General features: G+C 47.2%; 15 protein-coding genes, 3 tRNA genes and 1 pseudogene. 5 read left to right on the top strand and 14 right to left on the bottom strand.

Annotated elements, in window-relative coordinates; translation table 11 throughout:
• Positions 1–14 precede the first annotated feature (14 nt).
• The 3 genes from D0T92_RS07305 to D0T92_RS07295 all read right to left on the bottom strand — a co-directional run bounded on the left by D0T92_RS07305 (position 15) and on the right by D0T92_RS07295 (position 2,503).
• Positions 15–785 (bottom strand): J domain-containing protein, encoded by a 771-nt coding sequence (locus D0T92_RS07305; RefSeq protein WP_151051577.1) that lies wholly within the window; start codon positions 783–785, stop codon positions 15–17.
• A gap of 138 nt (positions 786–923) precedes the next feature.
• Complete coding sequence (gene dcd, locus D0T92_RS07300) at positions 924–1,490, bottom strand: dCTP deaminase (protein WP_151051575.1); 567 nt, start codon at positions 1,488–1,490, stop codon at positions 924–926.
• 104 nt (positions 1,491–1,594) lie between these two features.
• Positions 1,595–2,503, bottom strand: coding sequence for a recombination-associated protein RdgC (locus D0T92_RS07295; protein ID WP_151051572.1), 909 nt, complete (start codon positions 2,501–2,503; stop codon positions 1,595–1,597).
• A 190-nt stretch (positions 2,504–2,693) separates the two neighbouring features.
• Here D0T92_RS07295 and D0T92_RS07290 point away from each other — a divergent pair.
• Positions 2,694–2,769, top strand: a tRNA-Glu gene (locus tag D0T92_RS07290).
• A gap of 101 nt (positions 2,770–2,870) precedes the next feature.
• On the opposite strand, the gene serB is transcribed toward D0T92_RS07290, so the two are convergent.
• Positions 2,871–3,707, bottom strand: a complete 837-nt coding sequence (gene serB / locus D0T92_RS07285) for a phosphoserine phosphatase SerB (protein ID WP_151051570.1) — start codon at positions 3,705–3,707, stop codon at positions 2,871–2,873.
• A gap of 189 nt (positions 3,708–3,896) precedes the next feature.
• Here serB and D0T92_RS07280 point away from each other — a divergent pair, with 189 nt between their 5' ends.
• Together D0T92_RS07280 and D0T92_RS07275 are read left to right on the top strand one after the other, a co-directional pair.
• Positions 3,897–4,673 (top strand): MOSC domain-containing protein, encoded by a 777-nt coding sequence (locus D0T92_RS07280; RefSeq protein WP_191963618.1) that lies wholly within the window; start codon positions 3,897–3,899, stop codon positions 4,671–4,673.
• A gap of 97 nt (positions 4,674–4,770) precedes the next feature.
• Positions 4,771–5,685 carry a DMT family transporter gene (locus tag D0T92_RS07275; RefSeq protein ID WP_151051567.1) on the top strand — a complete coding sequence of 305 codons (915 nt, stop codon included), beginning with the start codon at positions 4,771–4,773 and terminating at the stop codon, positions 5,683–5,685.
• A gap of 37 nt (positions 5,686–5,722) precedes the next feature.
• On the opposite strand, the gene D0T92_RS07270 is transcribed toward D0T92_RS07275, so the two are convergent.
• From D0T92_RS07270 to glnD, 4 genes are all read right to left on the bottom strand, one after another.
• Positions 5,723–5,986 carry a glutaredoxin family protein gene (locus D0T92_RS07270; protein WP_151051565.1) on the bottom strand — a complete coding sequence of 88 codons (264 nt, stop codon included), beginning with the start codon at positions 5,984–5,986 and terminating at the stop codon, positions 5,723–5,725.
• The gene (locus D0T92_RS07265; protein WP_151051563.1) at positions 5,976–7,322 is read right to left on the bottom strand and encodes a polynucleotide adenylyltransferase PcnB; all 1,347 of its coding nucleotides are present in this window, start codon (positions 7,320–7,322) and stop codon (positions 5,976–5,978) included. The genes D0T92_RS07270 and D0T92_RS07265 overlap by 11 nt, the downstream gene beginning before the upstream one ends.
• Positions 7,323–7,544: 222 nt before the next feature.
• Entirely contained in the window at positions 7,545–8,546 is a 1,002-nt protein-coding gene (locus D0T92_RS07260) for a bile acid:sodium symporter family protein (RefSeq protein ID WP_151051561.1), read from the bottom strand.
• A gap of 268 nt (positions 8,547–8,814) precedes the next feature.
• The gene (gene glnD / locus D0T92_RS07255; protein ID WP_151053019.1) at positions 8,815–11,385 is read right to left on the bottom strand and encodes a [protein-PII] uridylyltransferase; all 2,571 of its coding nucleotides are present in this window, start codon (positions 11,383–11,385) and stop codon (positions 8,815–8,817) included.
• Between the two features lie 330 nt (positions 11,386–11,715).
• Between glnD and htpX the strand changes: the two genes are divergently transcribed.
• The gene (gene htpX, locus D0T92_RS07250) at positions 11,716–12,558 is read left to right on the top strand and encodes a protease HtpX (RefSeq protein ID WP_151051559.1); all 843 of its coding nucleotides are present in this window, start codon (positions 11,716–11,718) and stop codon (positions 12,556–12,558) included.
• 159 nt (positions 12,559–12,717) lie between these two features.
• Positions 12,718–12,964, top strand: a pseudogene (locus tag D0T92_RS11765) (transposase); the annotation flags it as partial.
• Between the two features lie 77 nt (positions 12,965–13,041).
• On the opposite strand, the gene nfsB reads toward D0T92_RS11765, so the two are convergent.
• The 6 genes from nfsB to D0T92_RS07205 form a co-directional block, all read right to left on the bottom strand.
• Entirely contained in the window at positions 13,042–13,701 is a 660-nt protein-coding gene (nfsB, locus tag D0T92_RS07230; RefSeq protein WP_151051555.1) for an oxygen-insensitive NAD(P)H nitroreductase, read from the bottom strand.
• A gap of 189 nt (positions 13,702–13,890) precedes the next feature.
• On the bottom strand, positions 13,891–14,340 hold the full coding sequence (gene recX / locus D0T92_RS07225; protein WP_151051553.1) for a recombination regulator RecX: 450 nt from the start codon (positions 14,338–14,340) through the stop codon (positions 13,891–13,893).
• Positions 14,341–14,412: 72 nt separating this feature from the next.
• Positions 14,413–15,120, bottom strand: coding sequence for a phosphoglycolate phosphatase (locus tag D0T92_RS07220; protein ID WP_151051551.1), 708 nt, complete (start codon positions 15,118–15,120; stop codon positions 14,413–14,415).
• A 205-nt stretch (positions 15,121–15,325) separates the two neighbouring features.
• Positions 15,326–15,402, bottom strand: a tRNA-Asp gene (locus tag D0T92_RS07215).
• A 12-nt stretch (positions 15,403–15,414) separates the two neighbouring features.
• Positions 15,415–15,490: transfer RNA gene (locus tag D0T92_RS07210), tRNA-Val, on the bottom strand.
• 65 nt (positions 15,491–15,555) lie between these two features.
• Positions 15,556–17,538, bottom strand: coding sequence for a monovalent cation:proton antiporter family protein (locus D0T92_RS07205; RefSeq protein ID WP_151053017.1), 1,983 nt, complete (start codon positions 17,536–17,538; stop codon positions 15,556–15,558).
• Positions 17,539–17,546: the final 8 nt, after the last annotated feature.

Genomic DNA, 17,546 nt, shown 5'->3' with positions numbered 1-17,546 from the left:
TCTTTCCCAACCCCTCAAATCCCCAACCCCTTATCTTCCAAAACAATCACCCGTGCGTCGGCCTGCTGTTCATTCAACTCAAATAAAACTTCCTCCTGCGTATCATCGGCCAATTGCCTGTAATGCAGCCGATATTGTCCGGCGGCTAATTTAAAGGCGGTAAAGTCGGCTTGGGGCGGTATGTAAATGGTGCGGATGGCGGTTTTGCTATTGTTTGGGAAAATTTGTGCCAATACGGCGGAGTGTTTGTTTTGATTGTCGATTTTAACCATATTGTGCCCTTGTTCTGCTAAAACGGGGTAGCCGGGCATGTATTGAGCGAATTCGGGATAGGTGGCGGGGGTATGGTTGTCGAGGCGGGTGGTTGGGTAGGCGGGGACGGCTTCGCGCTGTTGTTTGGCAAACCAGAATAGGAGGCTGAGGATAATGGCAAAAAATACTAGACCGAGCCAGAAGCGGGTAAAGGTTGCTTGGGCTTGGGGACGGTTTTCAGACGGCCTGAATGTTTCGCTCGGCTGATGTTTGAGGGTGTTTGAGGGGGTAGAGGGGTGATGGTGGGATTGGGCGGCAATCCAATCATCGTGGGCACGGCGTTGTTCGGGGTCGGATAGAACGGCATAGGAGCGGTTAATCAGGCTCATAATGCGTTCGGCATCGGGATTGTTCGGGTTTTGATCGGGGTGGTATTTTTTGCAAAGGGAACGGTAAGCCGCGCGGATGACTTCAATCGGTGCGTCTTGTGCGACTTTGAGGTTGTCATAATGGGTGCGTATGCGTTGCGACATATTCCCTACCTTGCAGGCCGTTGATTAAAGGATGGTTTTAATATAACGGTGAATATCGGTTTGAAACGGATGAAGCCGTCTGAAACGGATAATAGTAGCCGAAATCAGCTGGGTTTGATTTCGGCTTATGGGTTTCGATTAGGTTTTGGGCAGGGTAACGCCGGTTTGCCCCATGTATTTTCCGCTGCGGTCTTTATAGGAAACTTCGCATACTTCGTCGCTTTCAAAAAACAGCACTTGTGCCACGCCTTCGCCGGCATAGATTTTGGCGGGCAGCGGGGTGGTATTGGAAAACTCTAGGGTTACATAGCCTTCCCATTCGGGCTCGAACGGGGTCACGTTCACAATAATGCCGCAACGTGCATAGGTGGATTTGCCCAAGCATACGGTTAATACGTTGCGGGGAATGCGGAAATATTCGACCGTGCGGGCAAGGGCGAATGAGTTGGGGGGGATAATGCAGCAGTCGTCTTCTACGGTAACAAAGTTTTTCGGGTCGAAATTTTTCGGGTCGACAATGGTGCTGTTGATATTGGTAAAAATTTTGAATTCGTTGGCGCAGCGGATATCGTAGCCGTAGCTGGAAGTGCCGTATGAAATGATTTTTTGGCCGTTGACTTCTTTAACCTGATTGGGTTCGAACGGTTCGATCATGCCGTGCTCTTCACTCATACGGCGGATCCATTTGTCTGATTTAATGCTCATGGTTTTTCCTTTAAGTTGGGGCACGGGGTTGCCGTGAATGTTTCAGGCCGTCTGAAACCCGTATGGTGTTTTGCCCGTGGGTGTTTGGTTTATCGGTAGGCGGATTATTCTGCGCTTTCCTGCCAGCCGCCTAAATAGCCGGCCAATTCTTCCAGCATGGTGCTTAATGCTTCGACCATTAAAATCTGGGAGGCAAATGTTAAAGCGGCGGCATCGTCGCCGTGGTTTTCGGCTTCTTCCTGCAAAACGTCTAAATATTGGATACGTTTTAGGGTGAAATCCTGCGTTAAAACGAATGCAATCTGTTCGCGCCATACCAAGCCGAGCTGGGTAACGGTTTTGCCGTTTTTCACATGCTGAACCACTTCGTTTGCGGTTAAATCCTGTTTCGATATTTTGATTACGGGGGCAACGTCGCCGGTGCCTTTTAATTCGCAATCGCTATCGAGTTCGAAGCCGCCTTCGGCTGCGCCCTGTAAAAGCCAGTCGGTCATTTTGGAAGAGGGCGATTGTTTGGTGTTCGGCAAGCGGGCCTCAAGGCCGCCTAATGCTTCGCGCACTTTGGTCAGCATGGCTTCTGCTTTGGTAGCCGAAGCATTGTTTACAAAAAGATAGCCGTGTTTGATATCGAAAATGGCTTGGGTGCGGCTGCTGCGGGTAAAGGCGCGCGGTAATAAATCGTCGGTAATCTGTTCTTTTAATTCTTGTTTTTCTTTACGGCCGACATTGCGGGCTTCGGCATTTTGAATTTCGGCCACTTTTTCGTCGAGAATATCGCGAATCACGCCGGCGGGCAGCACTTTTTCTTCTTTTTTGAGGGCGATGCGCCAAGTATAGTCGGCGGGAAACACGGTTTCGGGTGAAAATGAAACCGGAGCGGAAAAGCCTTCGCTAAACCAATCCAAACCCATGCAGGGGGTGAATTCGGCTTCGGTGAATTTGGCGGCTAAGGTTTCCAATTCGGGCAGTTTGTTTTTATTCAGGGGATAAAAACTGACTTGTTTGAACCACATGATATTTCTTTCGGATTAAACCGCCGCATTATAGCAAATAAAGTGCCTGATTATAGGGCGGTGTGATGTAAAATCTATATTATGATTATATTCTATCGGAATATAAAGATTAGGCCGTCTGAAAAGCGGTATGCCGTCGTTTTATTGACAGGGGGCTTATATATCGTTATAGTGCGCGTTCCGGATATATGCGCCCATCGTCTAGAGGCCTAGGACACTGCCCTTTCACGGCGGCAACCGGGGTTCGAATCCCCGTGGGCGTGCCAGATTATAAAAATCCGCTTGATTATTCAAGCGGATTTTTTGTTTTTTATTTTTGAATGATAGGGTTGTTTTTATCAGGCCGTCTGAAAAGCTTTTCATTGTATTAGCGGAACCAACCGCGAACGGCTTGCAAATCGCCGAAACGGATACAGGCGTCGGCCTGTGCCTGTGTTTTCGGTTTGGCATGATAGGCAATGCCGATACCGGCTTCGGTAATCATAGGAATATCGTTGGCACCGTCGCCGACGGCGACAACCTGATGCTTGGCCAGGCCGAGTTTTTGGCGGTGTTCGACCAATAAATCGGCTTTGGCTTTTGCATCAATCACTCTGCCGGATACTTGACCGGTGAGCTTGCCGTTTTCTATCTCCAAAATATTGGCGTATTGATAGTCGAACCCAAACCGTTTTTGCAGTTTTTCGGTGAAGAATGTAAACCCGCCGGAAACCAACATAAACGTTACGCCGTTTTGACGGCATTCTTCGAGCAATGCTTCCGCGCCGAGCGACAGTTGTAAAACATTATCGTATACATCTTGCAAAAAATGTTCGTCCAAGCCTTTCAGCAGGGCGGTACGGCGGCGTAGCGACTGCTCGAAATCCAATTCGCCGCGCATGGCCTGCTCGGTAATCTCGGCCACTTGCGCTTTCAAACCGGCACCGGCGGCGATTTCATCAATACATTCGATGGTAATCAGGGTTGAATCCATATCGCTCACGATTAAACCCAAATCGGAAAATGCCATATCGGGCAAAACGGCAAAGTCTATGGATTGGCTGCTTAATTTTTCGGCGGCCGAATCGGGCAGGGCGAAGGTTTCGGAAACGGGAATCCGCAGCGTATGGCGGTGTGTTTTGCCTTCGGGCAGGTCTAAGGTGTTCAAAACACTGAGATCGCATTGGGCAAGGGCGGGGTGTTGCAGAATCAGGGTGTATGGCATTGTATTGGCTTGGAATAAAGAATAAAGCGGGTATTATAGCCAACATCATTCATAAACTGAATGACGAATTTATTGAAATGGCTAGGCGGCGGTATATTTTGGCCGCTGTTTTATTCAAGCCCGATACAGACGGCGTATGGTTATTTTGCTATGATTTTCAAAAACGTTGATAACTATGGAATAAACACTGTGAAGCTAACCGAACTGATCCGTTATCCTGTTAAGTCTATGGGCGGTAATACCCTTGCAGAAGCCGATATTTTGCCGACCGGCTTGCCGCATGACCGCGAATGGCTGGTGGCCACGCCGCAGGGTGGCTTTGTGACCGCGCGCAAGTTTCCGAAGATGTTGCTTTGGCAAGCCGATGCTCGATTGGACGGATTGGTATTAACGGCACCTGACGGCAGCCGTCGTGAGGTTTCGGTGTCTGAAATGACCGATAGCGCCGATGTTACCGTGTGGAAAGATTCTTTTGCCGCCCGTTGCGGCAGTATTGAAATAGATAAATGGCTCTCTGAGCAACTCGGTATGGCGGTGCGTTTGTATTGGTTGGGTGAACAAAGCCACCGTATGCTGTCATATTCGCAAACACCGCTTTCTTTTGCCGACGGGGCACCGTTTTTACTCACCAATACCGCTTCTTTGGCCGACTTGAATCATATGTTAGACAAACCGGTGGAAATGGCGCGTTTTCGTGCTAATTTGGTGTTTTCGGGCAAGCAGGCTTATGAAGAAGAACAATGGCACCGTATCCGCATCGGTGAGGTGGAATTTGAAAATTTCAAACCGTGTACCCGCTGTGTGATGACGACGGTGGATCTGCAGAGCGGGCAGAAAGACCGTTTTCAAGAGCCGCTCAGTACATTGGCGGTGGTGAGAAATGCCGTATTTGGGGTAAATCTGGTGGCACTGAATCAGGGGCGTGTTCGGGTGGATGATGAAGTTGAAGTATTAAGCTATCGGTAAGGTATTTTTCAGACGGCCTGATTAAAAGACAGGGCGGATATAGCTGCTTTTATATTTTGTTTATCAAAAAATTGCGCTTATTGATTTAGAAAACAATATGAAAACACCAACAAACCACATGCCTGCCTCGCTCGCGTTCAAACAAGTTTTGGTTGCCCTTTTTTGGGGCGGTACTTTTATCGGCGGCAGGGTGCTGGCTCAGGCGATGCCGTTGACTGTGGCGGCATTCGGCCGCTATCTGATTGCTTCGTTACTCTTGGTTTGGGTGGCCTTTAGAATGGAAGGCGGATTGCCGCGCCTGAATCGGCAGCAGGTTTTCTCAACAGCGCTTTTGGGGCTGACCGGCGTGTTTCTCTATAACCTGTTTTTCTTCGGTGCACTGGCGCATATTCCGGCCGGCCGTACGGCTTTGTTTGTAACCCTCAGCCCGGTTACTGTTGCGGTGTGTTCCGCTGTTTTCTTTGGCGAACGCTTGGGGCGTTTGCGTTGGTTGGGCATTGTGTTGGCGCTGGTGGGGGCGGCGGTGATTATTACGCGGGGTGATTTGGCTGGAACCGTTCAGGATATCGGCCGTTCGTTTGGCAGGGGCGAGCTATCGATGTTGTGTGCGGTTTTGGCTTGGGTGGCTTATACCTTGCTATCGCGCAGGGCGTTGGTCTCTTTAAGCCCGATTGCGGCAACAACTTATTCGGCTTTGTGGGGGTGTTTGTTTCTCGGGCTGAGTGCGGCAGGCCATATTGCTTCGGTCGACTGGACGGCGTTGGGCTGGCCGGTATGGGCGGCACTTTTTTATATGGGGGCGTTCGGTACGGTGGTGGCTTTTGTTTGGTATTACCAAGGCATCAGGGCGGCGGGGCCTTCTAAAACGGTGATTTTTACCAATTTGGTGCCTTTGTTCGGGGTGTTGCTGTCGGCTTTATTGCTTGGCGAATCGGTTCTACTGTCGATGGTGGTCGGTGGGGCGCTTTCTATTGCGGGGGTGATGATGGTGAACCATCGGGCAGGCCGTTAAAGTTTGGCGGTTTGGTAATGGTTAGCCCTACCGCTTTTCAGACGGCCTCTTGGTCTAAAAAAGCCTTTAGCTTGTTTTCATCTAAAAACCAATGGCAGATTTCCGTATCGCCTGCCAATAATACCGGCACAAGTTCGTTGTATTTTTCTTCCAATACGGGGTCGTCGTCCACATCGATAATATCGAGATCAAAACCATATTCGGCCTGATACGGTTGCAGGGCATCGCGCATTTTGTGGCATAGGCTGCAATATTCGCGAAACATTAACGTCAGCTTGGGCGCTTGCTTTTCAGACGGCATCTTGCGGGTTTTCTTTCTTTTTACGGGGTTTGCGGCGGCGCTTGCGTTTAGCTTCGCCGTTGTTGTGGTTGTTTTGTGCTGCGGCGGTCATTTGTAGGCGGGTTTCATCATCAGCACTTTGGAAAGTGGTCCACCATCTGGCCAATACTTTATCGGCATTGCCCGTTTCGGCACGCAACAACATGAAATCATAGGCTGCACGAAAGCGTTGTTGGGCGATAAGGCGGTGCGGACGGGCGCCTTTGATGTTTTCAAATTGCGGTTGCAACTGCCAAATTTCGCGCATGGTGGCGGAAAAACGTTGCGGTACGCCCCAGCCTTTTTCCGCATCGAGTAATTCGTTAATCGCCTGGGTCAAGGCCGGAACGGGTCTTATGCCTTGCGCAGTGTTATGCTGCCAAATTTCATTTAAGCGCGGCCACATGGCTGCGGCCAAAACAAAGCCGACCGATACCGATTTATCGGCGCGCAGACGCTCGTCGGTATTGCGTAGGGCTAGGGAAACGATATTATCGCTATCGGCAACGGCGTGTTGCAGGGCGGTTAGAATCGGGTGGATATTATCGGGAATACCTAATTTATCGAGCTGTGCCAAACACTGTACGGCATGACCGGAAAACAGCAGTTTCATGATTTCATCGAATAGCCGCGCAACCGGTTCGAGTTTCAGACGGCCTGCATATGCGGTAATCGGTGCGGCGGTTTCATATTCCACTTCAAAGCCGAGTTTGCCCGATAAACGTACGGCGCGCAAAATGCGTACCGGGTCTTCCTGATAGCGTTCGGCAGTGTTGCCGATCATCACCAGTTGGCGGGCTTGAATATCGGCCAAACCATGATGAAAATCAATAATGTGTTGGGTAATGGGGTCGTAATACAGTGCGTTGCAGGTGAAATCGCGGCGCATGGCATCTTCTGCCATTGAGCCGTATACATTGTCTTTCATAATGCGGCCGTGTTCGTTTTGCTGAACCTTACCACCGCCGCGGAATGTGGTTACTTCAATGGTTTCCGGCCCGACCATCACATGCACGATTTGAAAACGGCGGCCGATAATACGGCTGCGGCGGAATATTTTACGCACCTGTTCGGGGGTGGCATTGGTGGCTATATCGAAATCTTTCGGTTCGATGCCTAGTAATAAATCGCGCACGGCACCGCCGACCACATAGGCTTCAAAGCCTTGATTGTGCAGCCTACGAACCACTTTTTCTGCGGCAAAACTCAACATATCGGCGCCGATGCGGTGTTCGCTGAACGGGATAACTTGTTTTTGTGCACGACGCGGTTTGGCCGATTTGCCGGGCAAAACTTTGTGTAACCATTTTTTTAACATAAGGACTCGTCTTTATACTACGAGCCGTCTGAAATGCTTAAGTGAAACTTTTGCAGAAAAATCTATAGGTAAATTCTTCTGCAAAAGTTTCAGACGGCCGGGTAAATATTTAAGAAAACGGCACATTATACCTTATCGTAAGCTGGCTGAATCATTGAGTAGGGCGCAATCATACAAAAGCGGCAATCGTGGATACCGATTGCCGCTTGGGTGATACCGATTCTATTCACCAATACTTATTGATTCCGGATTTTTAACATCAGTTTTTTGTTTAGCCATTTGATATCTATCCCACCAAGCGAATAAATTTGCCAAAACCGAACCGGAAACCGAATGCCAAATAGTAGAAACGGCTGCCACAATGGCCGATTCGGCATTAGTCGGGAAAAATTTAGTGCTCAATCCTGTCGCAAGGCCGGCATTTTGCACCCCGACTTCAATAGCAAGCGTACGTTTTTTAGCCGTATTTGCCCCGATTAAATTGCCGGAAAAATACCCTAAAACATAACCGCAAAAATTATGAATAGCGATGGCAACAATGGCAATTAATGCCGATTCGAATAATTGGTTGCCAAACACAGCCGCAACCCCGCCGATAATACAAGCGAAAGCCAACACCGCTACACCCGGCATAATGGCACGAATGGTTTCAAACCATTTTTGATGATGAAATAAAATATTACAGATTGATCCGATTGCAATTGGCATTAAGGTAACCAACACCATAAAGCGGAACATGCCCCAACCATCCATTTCAACCGTTTGCCCGACCAAGTAGGTCAGCCATAAAGGTGTAACCACGGGCGCAATAATGGTGGATAAGGTTGTCATGCCGACAGAAAATGCTACATCGCCTTTGGCTAGGTAACTCATAATATTGGATGAAACACCGCCCGGGCAACTGCCGACCAGCACAAGCCCCAGCGTTAACCCTACCGACAGATTCAATGATTTAGCAACCAAAATCGCCAACAACGGCATAATGGTGAATTGTGCCAATGTGCCGATACAGATATCAAAAGGACGCCGAAGCAATATTTGATAGTCCTGCTTACCCAGCGTCATACCCATGGCAAGCATGATAATGCCCAAAACCACAACTTGGGCATCGCCTTTCACCCAGCTGAAAGTTGCCGGCTCAATAAAAGTAACACCGGCAGCCAATAAAATGACTATGGCAGTAAAACGAGTTAACTGATGACTCAATATAGCCAAAAAACGCATCGCCAATCACTCCTTTGGTAGTATTTGATTTTAATATTATTGTTGACTACCCAGCCGAACCCTTCTTAAAAAAGCCTTGTTATGCTTGGTTGTCAGAAATAAATAGAATTTAGCGGTATTTTACTTATTCTAGTTAAAATTGACTATACTGTTTTTAAAGGTTGTTAATTCGTTAATAATAGATTGGCGTTTTAAAATCATCTGCTTTCTAATAATGGTAAAAATGGATTTTACCCGTTTCAAAATGCTCCGGATAAAGATGGGTTGATTAAACTGTTAATTGTTCAAATAAGGCTTGTTTTAAGGCAAGCTGTTTTTTAGGGTTGGCTAAGGCGGTGCTGAAAATCACAAACCCGTCTTCTGCCCGTTCGCCCAAAGTGGAAATTTTGGCATAACGCAGGCTGATATCTTGTGCGGAAAAGATTTCGGCAATATCGGCCAGTAGGTAAGGGCGGTCGACGGCGACAATTTCCAATGTGTACCAGTCGGGGTTGTCCTGATCGGAAGTTAGTCGGATAACCGGTGCTATCGGTAAATGACGGCTGCGGCGGCTGTTTGGTACGGGACGTAAGGTGGCGTGATTTTCGGTGGTGTCGTAGCCGTGAACAAAATTATTGATTTCGGCTTCAAGTGCGCTCTGTATGTCAAGATAATCACCCGGAGTGTGTTGTGGCGGCATTTGTACCGTGAAAGTGTCGAGAATATAGTCGTGATCGGTCACAAACGCGCGGGCGGCCAAAATATCCATATTGTGATGATTGAAAATACGGCATAGTCGGGCAAACAGGCGTGGTGCGTTCGGCATAAAAACCATCACTTGCAAAGCATCCCCATCCGAGTCTAGTAAACGGCAGCGTACTTGCGGCTGATCCGTATGATGAATCAGGTTAGCCGTATGCCAAAGAATGTCGCGCAATTCGTGGCGAACTATATAGGCGGAACCAAGCATACGCCAAAGCTGTTTTTGCTGTTTTTCCGGTGTGCCGGCATGATTGAGTTGATCGGTTGCAGCTTGTTGGCGGCGGCTGATCATTGCGTGGCGGTTGTCTTTCCCGCCTGCCAAACGGTGGCTGGCGGCATGAAACAGGGTTTCAAATAGGCCGGCTTTCCAGCTGTTCCATAATTTGGGGTTGGTGCCGCGGATATCGGCTACGGTCAGCAGATAAAGAGCGGTTAGTCGCTCTTGCGTTTTCACACGTTCACAAAAATGGCTGATGACATCAGGGTTTTGTATGTCTTCTTTTTGAGCAACGGAAGACATCAATAAATGGTCTTCCACCAACCAGCACAGCATTTCACTTTCTTCTTTATCAAGAAAATGGTCGGCGGCAAAACGGCGGGCGTCGCCAATGCCTTCGATGGCATGATTGCCGCCCCGTCCTTTGGCAATATCGTGAAACACGGTAGCCAGATAGATAATGTATTGTCGTTCGAAACCATGCATCAATGCGGAAGCAAAAGGCAGCTCGTGGCTGTGGGCATCCATCGCCAAGCGGCGGGCATTGCGCAATACGGTCAGGATATGGTCGTCCACCGGATAGATATGGAATAAATCGTGTTGCAGCAGGCCGACAATGTTTTTCCATGCGGGCAAATAACGCTCTAATACGCCATAAAGGTTTAAAAAGCGCATAAGGTGGGTTAGCCCTTCGCCATGTTTGAAAAAGCCGATAAAACGTTGGCGGTTGGTGGGGTTGTTGTAAAAATCTTGATCAATTTTGAAGGTCGCCGCCCACCATGCCCTTAGGGTTTGTGGGGCGATGGTGTCGATATCGTTATGGGTTTGGATGACTTCGAGAATTTTAAATAAATGTTCGGGTTCCCGTGTAAAAAGTTGTTTGTCGTATACCGCGATTTGATTGTCGATTTGATAATAATGGTCGTCAATCAAGCCGACAAATTGGCGCAAAAGCGAATAAACGCGACCACGCAGCATCGGTAACAGAATACCGTTCAGTTGCGTAACGGTTTTGCTGGCGCGGTAAAATACCCGCATTAGTTTTTCGCTTTTAATCCGCTGTTCGCCTTCCTGCCATCCCATGTTTTCGGCTACTTGGGATTGTAAATCGAAAATCAGGCGGTCTTCCTGACGGCCTGCGGCTAGATGCAGATTGATGCGTATGGCGGCAAGTTGTTTATAGCTGTCTAGCAGCATAGTGACTTCGGTATGGGTGAGGATGTCGTCGGAAGAAGACAGGCTTAAGAATGTATCCAAACCTTGTGCTTTGGCAATCCAAAACATAGTATGAATATCACGCAAGCCGCCCGGGCTGGTTTTGATATTCGGTTCTAATACAGCAGCCGAACCTTGCGATTTGGCATGACGCTGTTCCATTTCCACCCACTTGGCTTCGATAAAAGAAGCGGTATCGCGTTGCAGGTTTATTTTGTGTAGGAAGCGTTCTGCCAGAGCCTCATTACCTGCCAAAAAACGGGCTTCTAAAAAAGCAGTGTCGCCGGTAATGTCTTCGGCTGCGCTTTCACACAATTCATCAATACTGCCGGCTTTGAGCGCGGGAACAAGGTGTATATCCCACAGGGTCTGTATAAAATGGCTGATAGCATCTTGTTCGTCTTCGGTAAGGGTTTGTTCGGAAACAATGGCTAAATCCAAGTCGGAATAGGGGTATATTTCACCACGCCCAAAACCGCCTGTTGCCAGCAAACACAAAGAGCTGTCGGCAAACTGATGCTGCCACAATAGGCTTAATGTCTGCCTCAGTGCCCGCCCGTATCGGGCAAAAAAAACTGCAGGGCGTTGTTTGGCATGATAGTCGTTAATCGCCTGCTGCTTTTGGGTGATCAGGTTGTCTAGCGCGGTTTGAATAATGGCTTGCATCATGGTTTCCGTTATGGCCGTCTGAATTATTTCAGACGGCCTTTAGATTATTTATCAATAAGTTAAAACTAGGGTAATAAGGTCTTTATTATCTAATTGATTTATTGTACTTACAATCGAATATGCCGATTATCTGCCATATTTATCTGATAAATAGGGTAATAAATACACAGACGGTAAAGATAAACAGACAGGCGGTATAAATTTATTCATAAATTTTGCATACCTTTTCTATATAATATCTTTGCGGGAAGCGTGTTTTTTGCGACAATCTGTGCGTTCTATTAAAAATACAACATATATAAACTACCACTTCCAAAGGAAAACTCTGTGAAACGTATTTTTTTATTTTTAATGACCAATATTGCGGTTTTGGTTGTTATCGGTATTGTACTGAGCATACTCGGGGTGAGTGCAAACCCCAATGATATGGTCAGCCTGCTGATTTATTCGGCAGTAATCGGCTTTACCGGTTCCATTATTTCTTTATTGATGTCCAAAACCATGGCAAAACGCTCGGTTGGTGCGGAAGTGATTACTCAACCGCACAATGAAACCGAAGCGTGGTTATTAAAAACAGTTGAAAACCAAGCCCGCCAATGGAATTTGAAAACACCCGAAGTGGCTATTTATCATTCACCCGAACCAAATGCCTTTGCGACCGGTGCCAGCAAAAATAATTCATTGGTTGCCGTCAGCACCGGATTACTCGACCATATGACAAGGGATGAAGTTGAAGCGGTATTGGCACATGAAATGGCACACGTCGGCAATGGTGATATGGTGACATTGACCTTGATTCAAGGCGTCGTCAATACTTTTGTGGTGTTCTTGGCGCGTGTGGTTTCAGGCATGGTAGCACGTACAGAGGGCGGCGGTACCTCACAAGGTACTTATTTTATGGTCAGTATGGTATTGCAAGTAGTATTCGGCTTTTTAGCCAGTTTTATTGTGATGTGGTTCAGCCGCCAACGTGAATATCGCGCCGATGCAGGTGCGGCCTGTTTGGTAGGGGCGCCGAAAATGATTGCCGCTTTACAACGTTTGAAAGGCAATGCCAGTGATCTACCTAAAGAAATGGCCGCTATGGGTATTGCCAGTGAAGCAAAGGATTCATTGCTCAGTACACATCCCACATTAGACAACCGTATCGCCCGCTTAAAACAGCTTTAAAAGTTTGAATATGTTTGTTTAATATATCAATATTTAAGCAGGCCGTTTGAACATTGAACTGCACCCCAAAAGTTGGACACTCCTCCAACCCATTAAGGTGCAGTTTTCTCATGAGCAAATATACATTAGACTTTAAATACCAAGCCGTACAGCCGCACGTTGGCGGAACACGGTATAGTGAAAAGTATGTCGCGTAAAGGCAATTGCTGGGACAATGCACCGATGGAAAGCTTCTTTGCAATACTGAAGACGGAATGCTTTTATCAGGAAGGCAAACTTTCGACAACAGAGCTGATGCAGACAATGGATACACTATATACGGTACGACAATCATGACAGATGTAGTTTGAAATTGAAAAAGCTGAGTCCTGTGGCATACAGAACCCAGCTCGAAAAGGCCGCCTGAAAAGGCTTTTATGTTTGTCCAAGATTTGGGGGACAGTTCACTTTTTTCAGACGGCCTGATATACCGAATCAATATATTTAAGCTTTGGTAAACAATTTTTCTTTCGGTAAACGTGATTTTGGCAAGCGGGCATTAAAGTCTTCTGCTTCGTCGCGGTAGCCCAACGCGATTACAGCCAGAGCAGAATAGCCTTTTTGATGAAGTCCGAATTCTTCATCTACTTTCGCCATATCCACACCTTCAATCGGGGTGGCGTCCAAGCCTAATTGGGCAGCACCGAGCAATACGGCGCCAAAAGTCAGATAAGTTTGTCTGGCATGCCAGTGAGGCTCATCTTTGTAGTTGTAACGGTGGATATTTAAAAACATCCGGCGGGTATTGTGCATTTGGGTTTTGTTAGCCTCTTCGGCGAAGCGGCCGTCTTTGTCTTCCTGTTCGAGAACGGCTTCTAAATGTTCGTCATCAGCGAAAACTTTGCTGCAGAATACAATAATGTGGGAAGCATTTTTGATTTTTGGAGCATTGTAGGCATAAGGGCCTTCTGCTGCTTTGGCAATGCGTGCTTTACCGGCATCATCGTCGGCAATAATGAAATGAGAGGGTTGTAAATTGGTGCTGCTCGGGCTGAATTGGAGGATGTGCTCGATTTGGGCAAAGTCTTCCGCCGATATTTTTTTGCCGGCATCATATACTTTGGTGGTGTAACGCCAGTCGAGTGCTTCTTTTAAAGTTTTCATAATGGCCTTTCTTGGGTTAAATAGTGCAACGTTAAAAAATATTGTGCCGGATATGGCCGTTTGTCTGAATATTAAGGTTTCAGACGGCTTTTGGCTACATGGGTATGGCTATACAGCTTTCAAGGTGATTTATATATTATTTACCTTTTATTATGGGGTCGCGATAGTCGATAGCCAATCGGTACAGTTTTATTCTTCTTCAAACCAGTCGTTTTTCATAGCAGCACGGATAGTGTCGGTATCAAAACCCCGATAAGCGAGAAAACGCATTTGTTTTTGCATCTCTTTCATATCTTGGGCGGGTTGTTTGAATTTTTTATGCAGCACTTCAATGGCTGTTTGCAATTCTTGCTCACGGCTGGGTAAAAAGGATGCGGCTGTTTCATTATCGATGCCTTTTTGCTGTAAAGTTTGTTTCAGGCGTAGCGTGCCGTGTCGTTTGCTTTTGCTGTGTATATAGGCTTCGGCAAAGCGTTCGTCTGATTGCCAGTTTCGTTCGGCCAGTTCGTCTAAAAGTTGATCTAGTTCGTTTTCATTGTCGGCATAAGGTGCCAGTTTGCGTTTAAGGTCGGCGCGGCTGATTTCTTGGCGGGCGAGTATATTTAAGGCACGGGCACGGAGGGATAGGGGTTGCTTCATATCGGAATAAGGTATCTTTTGGATAATAGGCCGTCTGAAAGAGTTTCAGACGGCCTATATTATGGATGGCTTTTATCGGTTTTCTACTTCTTTCTGCGGTTGCAGGTTTTCATAAATTTCCGGAATAGAGCCGATTAACCAATCCGGCTTGGTGGCTTCGTTTTGTGACAACATAGTCATATCGCCATAACCGAACGTAACGCCGACGCTCAAACAGCCGGCTGCTTTGGCCGCCAGAATATCGTTTTTAGAGTCGCCGACCATGATCATATCGGCCGGTTGGATATTCAATACTTCTGCGGCATGCGTAATAGGCAGGGGGGACGGTTTTTTCTCGGATAAACTGTCGCCGCCGAGTATCAGGCTGAAATAGTCGGCCAAACCGAGTTGTTTTAATAGCTCGACTGCCAGAACTTCATTTTTATTGGTAATCACAATTAAGGGAATACCTAAAGATTTAAGCAGTTTTAATCCGGCTTCGGTTTCGGGATAGGGGCGGGTATAAACGCTTAAGTGATCATGATAATAGCGGATAAAAAATGTGAATCCCTGTTCCCACTGAGCGGGCTCGGCTTCTTCTTCGTAGGTTTCGGTTAGCACTCGATGTATCAGCTTAGCAACGCCGTCGCCCACATAGCTTTTGACGGTTTCGATAGGAAGTGCCGACAAGCCTAAGTGTTCGCGTGCGGCATTGGCTGCGGCAGCTAAATCGGGCACGGAATCGCAAAGCGTGCCGTCCAAATCAAAGGCAACGGCCTGAACATGTTCGATGGTTTTCATAAATCGCAGTCAATCAGTGTTTGAGGCTGGTTATTGTAGCATTTTATTGAGCGGTATTCAGGCAGCTTGAATTATTCAAGGTTTTATTTGAACGGATGAATTGAAAGAAACGCATCAGGCCGTCTGAAAATGTTTCAGACGGCCTGATAAATATTAAGCAAATAAAAAAGCATCAATCCGAAAATTGATGCTTTTTTAATAAGGTTGGCGGAGTGGACGGGGCTCGAACCCGCGACCCCCGGCGTGACAGGCCGGTATTCTGACCAACTGAACTACCACTCCGCACAAAAAACTTGGTGGGTGATGACGGAGTCGAACCGCCGACATTCTGCTTGTAAGGCAGACGCTCTACCAACTGAGCTAATCACCCGTGTCGCTGTGAAGCCGTGATTAAATCAAAACTTGGTTGTCGCTGCAAGTATTTTTTGCATCATTTTAAGCGTTTCCTTGTAGAGACCAGTTTTCAAAGGATATTATTTTTTCCTTGTTTCCGGCAACAACCAGAATGTCGCCGTCATTCAGTCGGAAGTCTTTATCAAATTCTTGAATACGATGGGTATGGCGGCGGACAAACAGCAGCTTGATATTTAAATGCTTGAGTGGCAGTTCGTCTATGTGTTTACCAATAGCATGTGCTTCTTGTGACAATGCAAATGCATAACGGCTGACATTGTTTTCTTCATCATAAAATGCGGATTCGTCGTCACTACCGACAAACAAGTCTTTTAAAATATCGTAGCGGTTGCGGCGGATATCCATAATGGTTTGATGAACGTGGTGATACGACAATCCTGCTCCCAACATGGCATAAGAAGCTAAAGCGAGGCTGGTTTCTTTGGTATCGGATACTGCTTCTTCGGCACCCATTTGGGTAAAGGTTTGCAGGTAATCGTCGCTAACGGCACGCACATGTACGGGCATAGTGGGGTGGATGCTCATAATATTATCCAACACGTGTTGGGTTTCGTGCATATTGCTAAGGGTAATCACCACCATTTTGGCACGGTTTAAGCCGGCGGCTTCTAAAACTTCACGCCGCTTGGCATCACCAAATGATACCGGTTCACCGGCACTGCGGGCTACTTGAACGCGTTCGACATCTAAGTCCAAAGCATAATAGGGAATATTTTCTTGAGTCAGAATCCTGCCGATGGTTTGTCCGCCGCGACCGTAGCCGATAATCAGCACATGGTCGGATTTGCTCATGGTAGCAATGAGCATGTTTTGTAGATCGACGGCCTTCATATCCCAATCTGACTTCACAAATTTGTTAATCAATTTATCGCTGCTATTGAGTAGGAACGGGGCGATAATCATAGAAAGTAAAATTGCAGCAGTCGCAGCCTGTTCGAGTTGGGGCGAAACCATATTGATTTTGCTGGAAACGGCCAACATTACAAAGCCAAACTCACCGCCCTGAGCCAAATAAAGCGCGGTTTTCAAACTGTCGGCCGCACTGTGTTTCATGCGGTGGGCAATAATAAAAATCACTGTGGCTTTTAATAAAATCAGAATGCCCAACAGCATCAATACCGATTGCCAGTCGTCGATTAATGCCTGAATATCCAATTTCATGCCGACGGTAATAAAGAAAAAACCAAGCAGGATATCGCGGAAAGGGCGGATATCGTCTTCTACCTGAAAACGGTATTCGGTTTCGGAGAGCAACATGCCGGCCACAAACGCACCCAAAGCAAGTGACAAGCCTTCTAGTTCGGTCAGATAAGCAACACCGAGTGTGACCAGCAAAACGTTAATCATAAATAGTTCGGACGATTTGCGTTTAGCCACCAACCGGAACCATGGCGACATAATACGGCTGCCGATGACAAATAGAACACCAAGTGTCAGTACCATTTTCAAAACAGCCAAGCCCAATTCAATCCATAGGTTGCCACTACTACCGCCGGCAAGTGCCGGTAGCAAAATCATTAACGGCACAACCGCAATATCCTGCATCAGTAACACGCCCATTGTCATTTGGCCGTGGGTTTGCCCCAATTCGGTTTTTTCGGAAAGAATACGGCTCACAATGGCGGTAGACGACATGGTTAAGGCGCCGGCAACGGCAAACGCCCAGTTAAATTGGGCGCTGCTAATCATCAAAATACCGACAATCGCAATAATGGTAATGACCACCTGCATACCACCCAAACCAAATACCAAGCGCCGCATGGCTTTGAGTTTGGGCAGGGAGAATTCCAAACCGATACTAAACATCAAAAACACAATACCGATTTCCCCCAGATAATCGGTGGCTTCGCTTTTCGGTATCAGGTGCAACACACTCGGGCCGGCAAGAAAACCGGAAAGCAGATAACCGAGCATGGAAGGAATATTGAACTTCCGGCAAAAAATAACGGAAATAACCGCAACAGATAAAACAATAACAATAGGTGCTAGAGAGAAGTGTTCCATAGTGTGAA

Source organism: Neisseria zalophi, from assembly GCF_008807015.1.
In the GTDB taxonomy this organism is placed as follows: domain Bacteria; phylum Pseudomonadota; class Gammaproteobacteria; order Burkholderiales; family Neisseriaceae; genus Neisseria; species Neisseria zalophi.
This window is presented reverse-complemented; position numbering and strand designations above follow the sequence as displayed.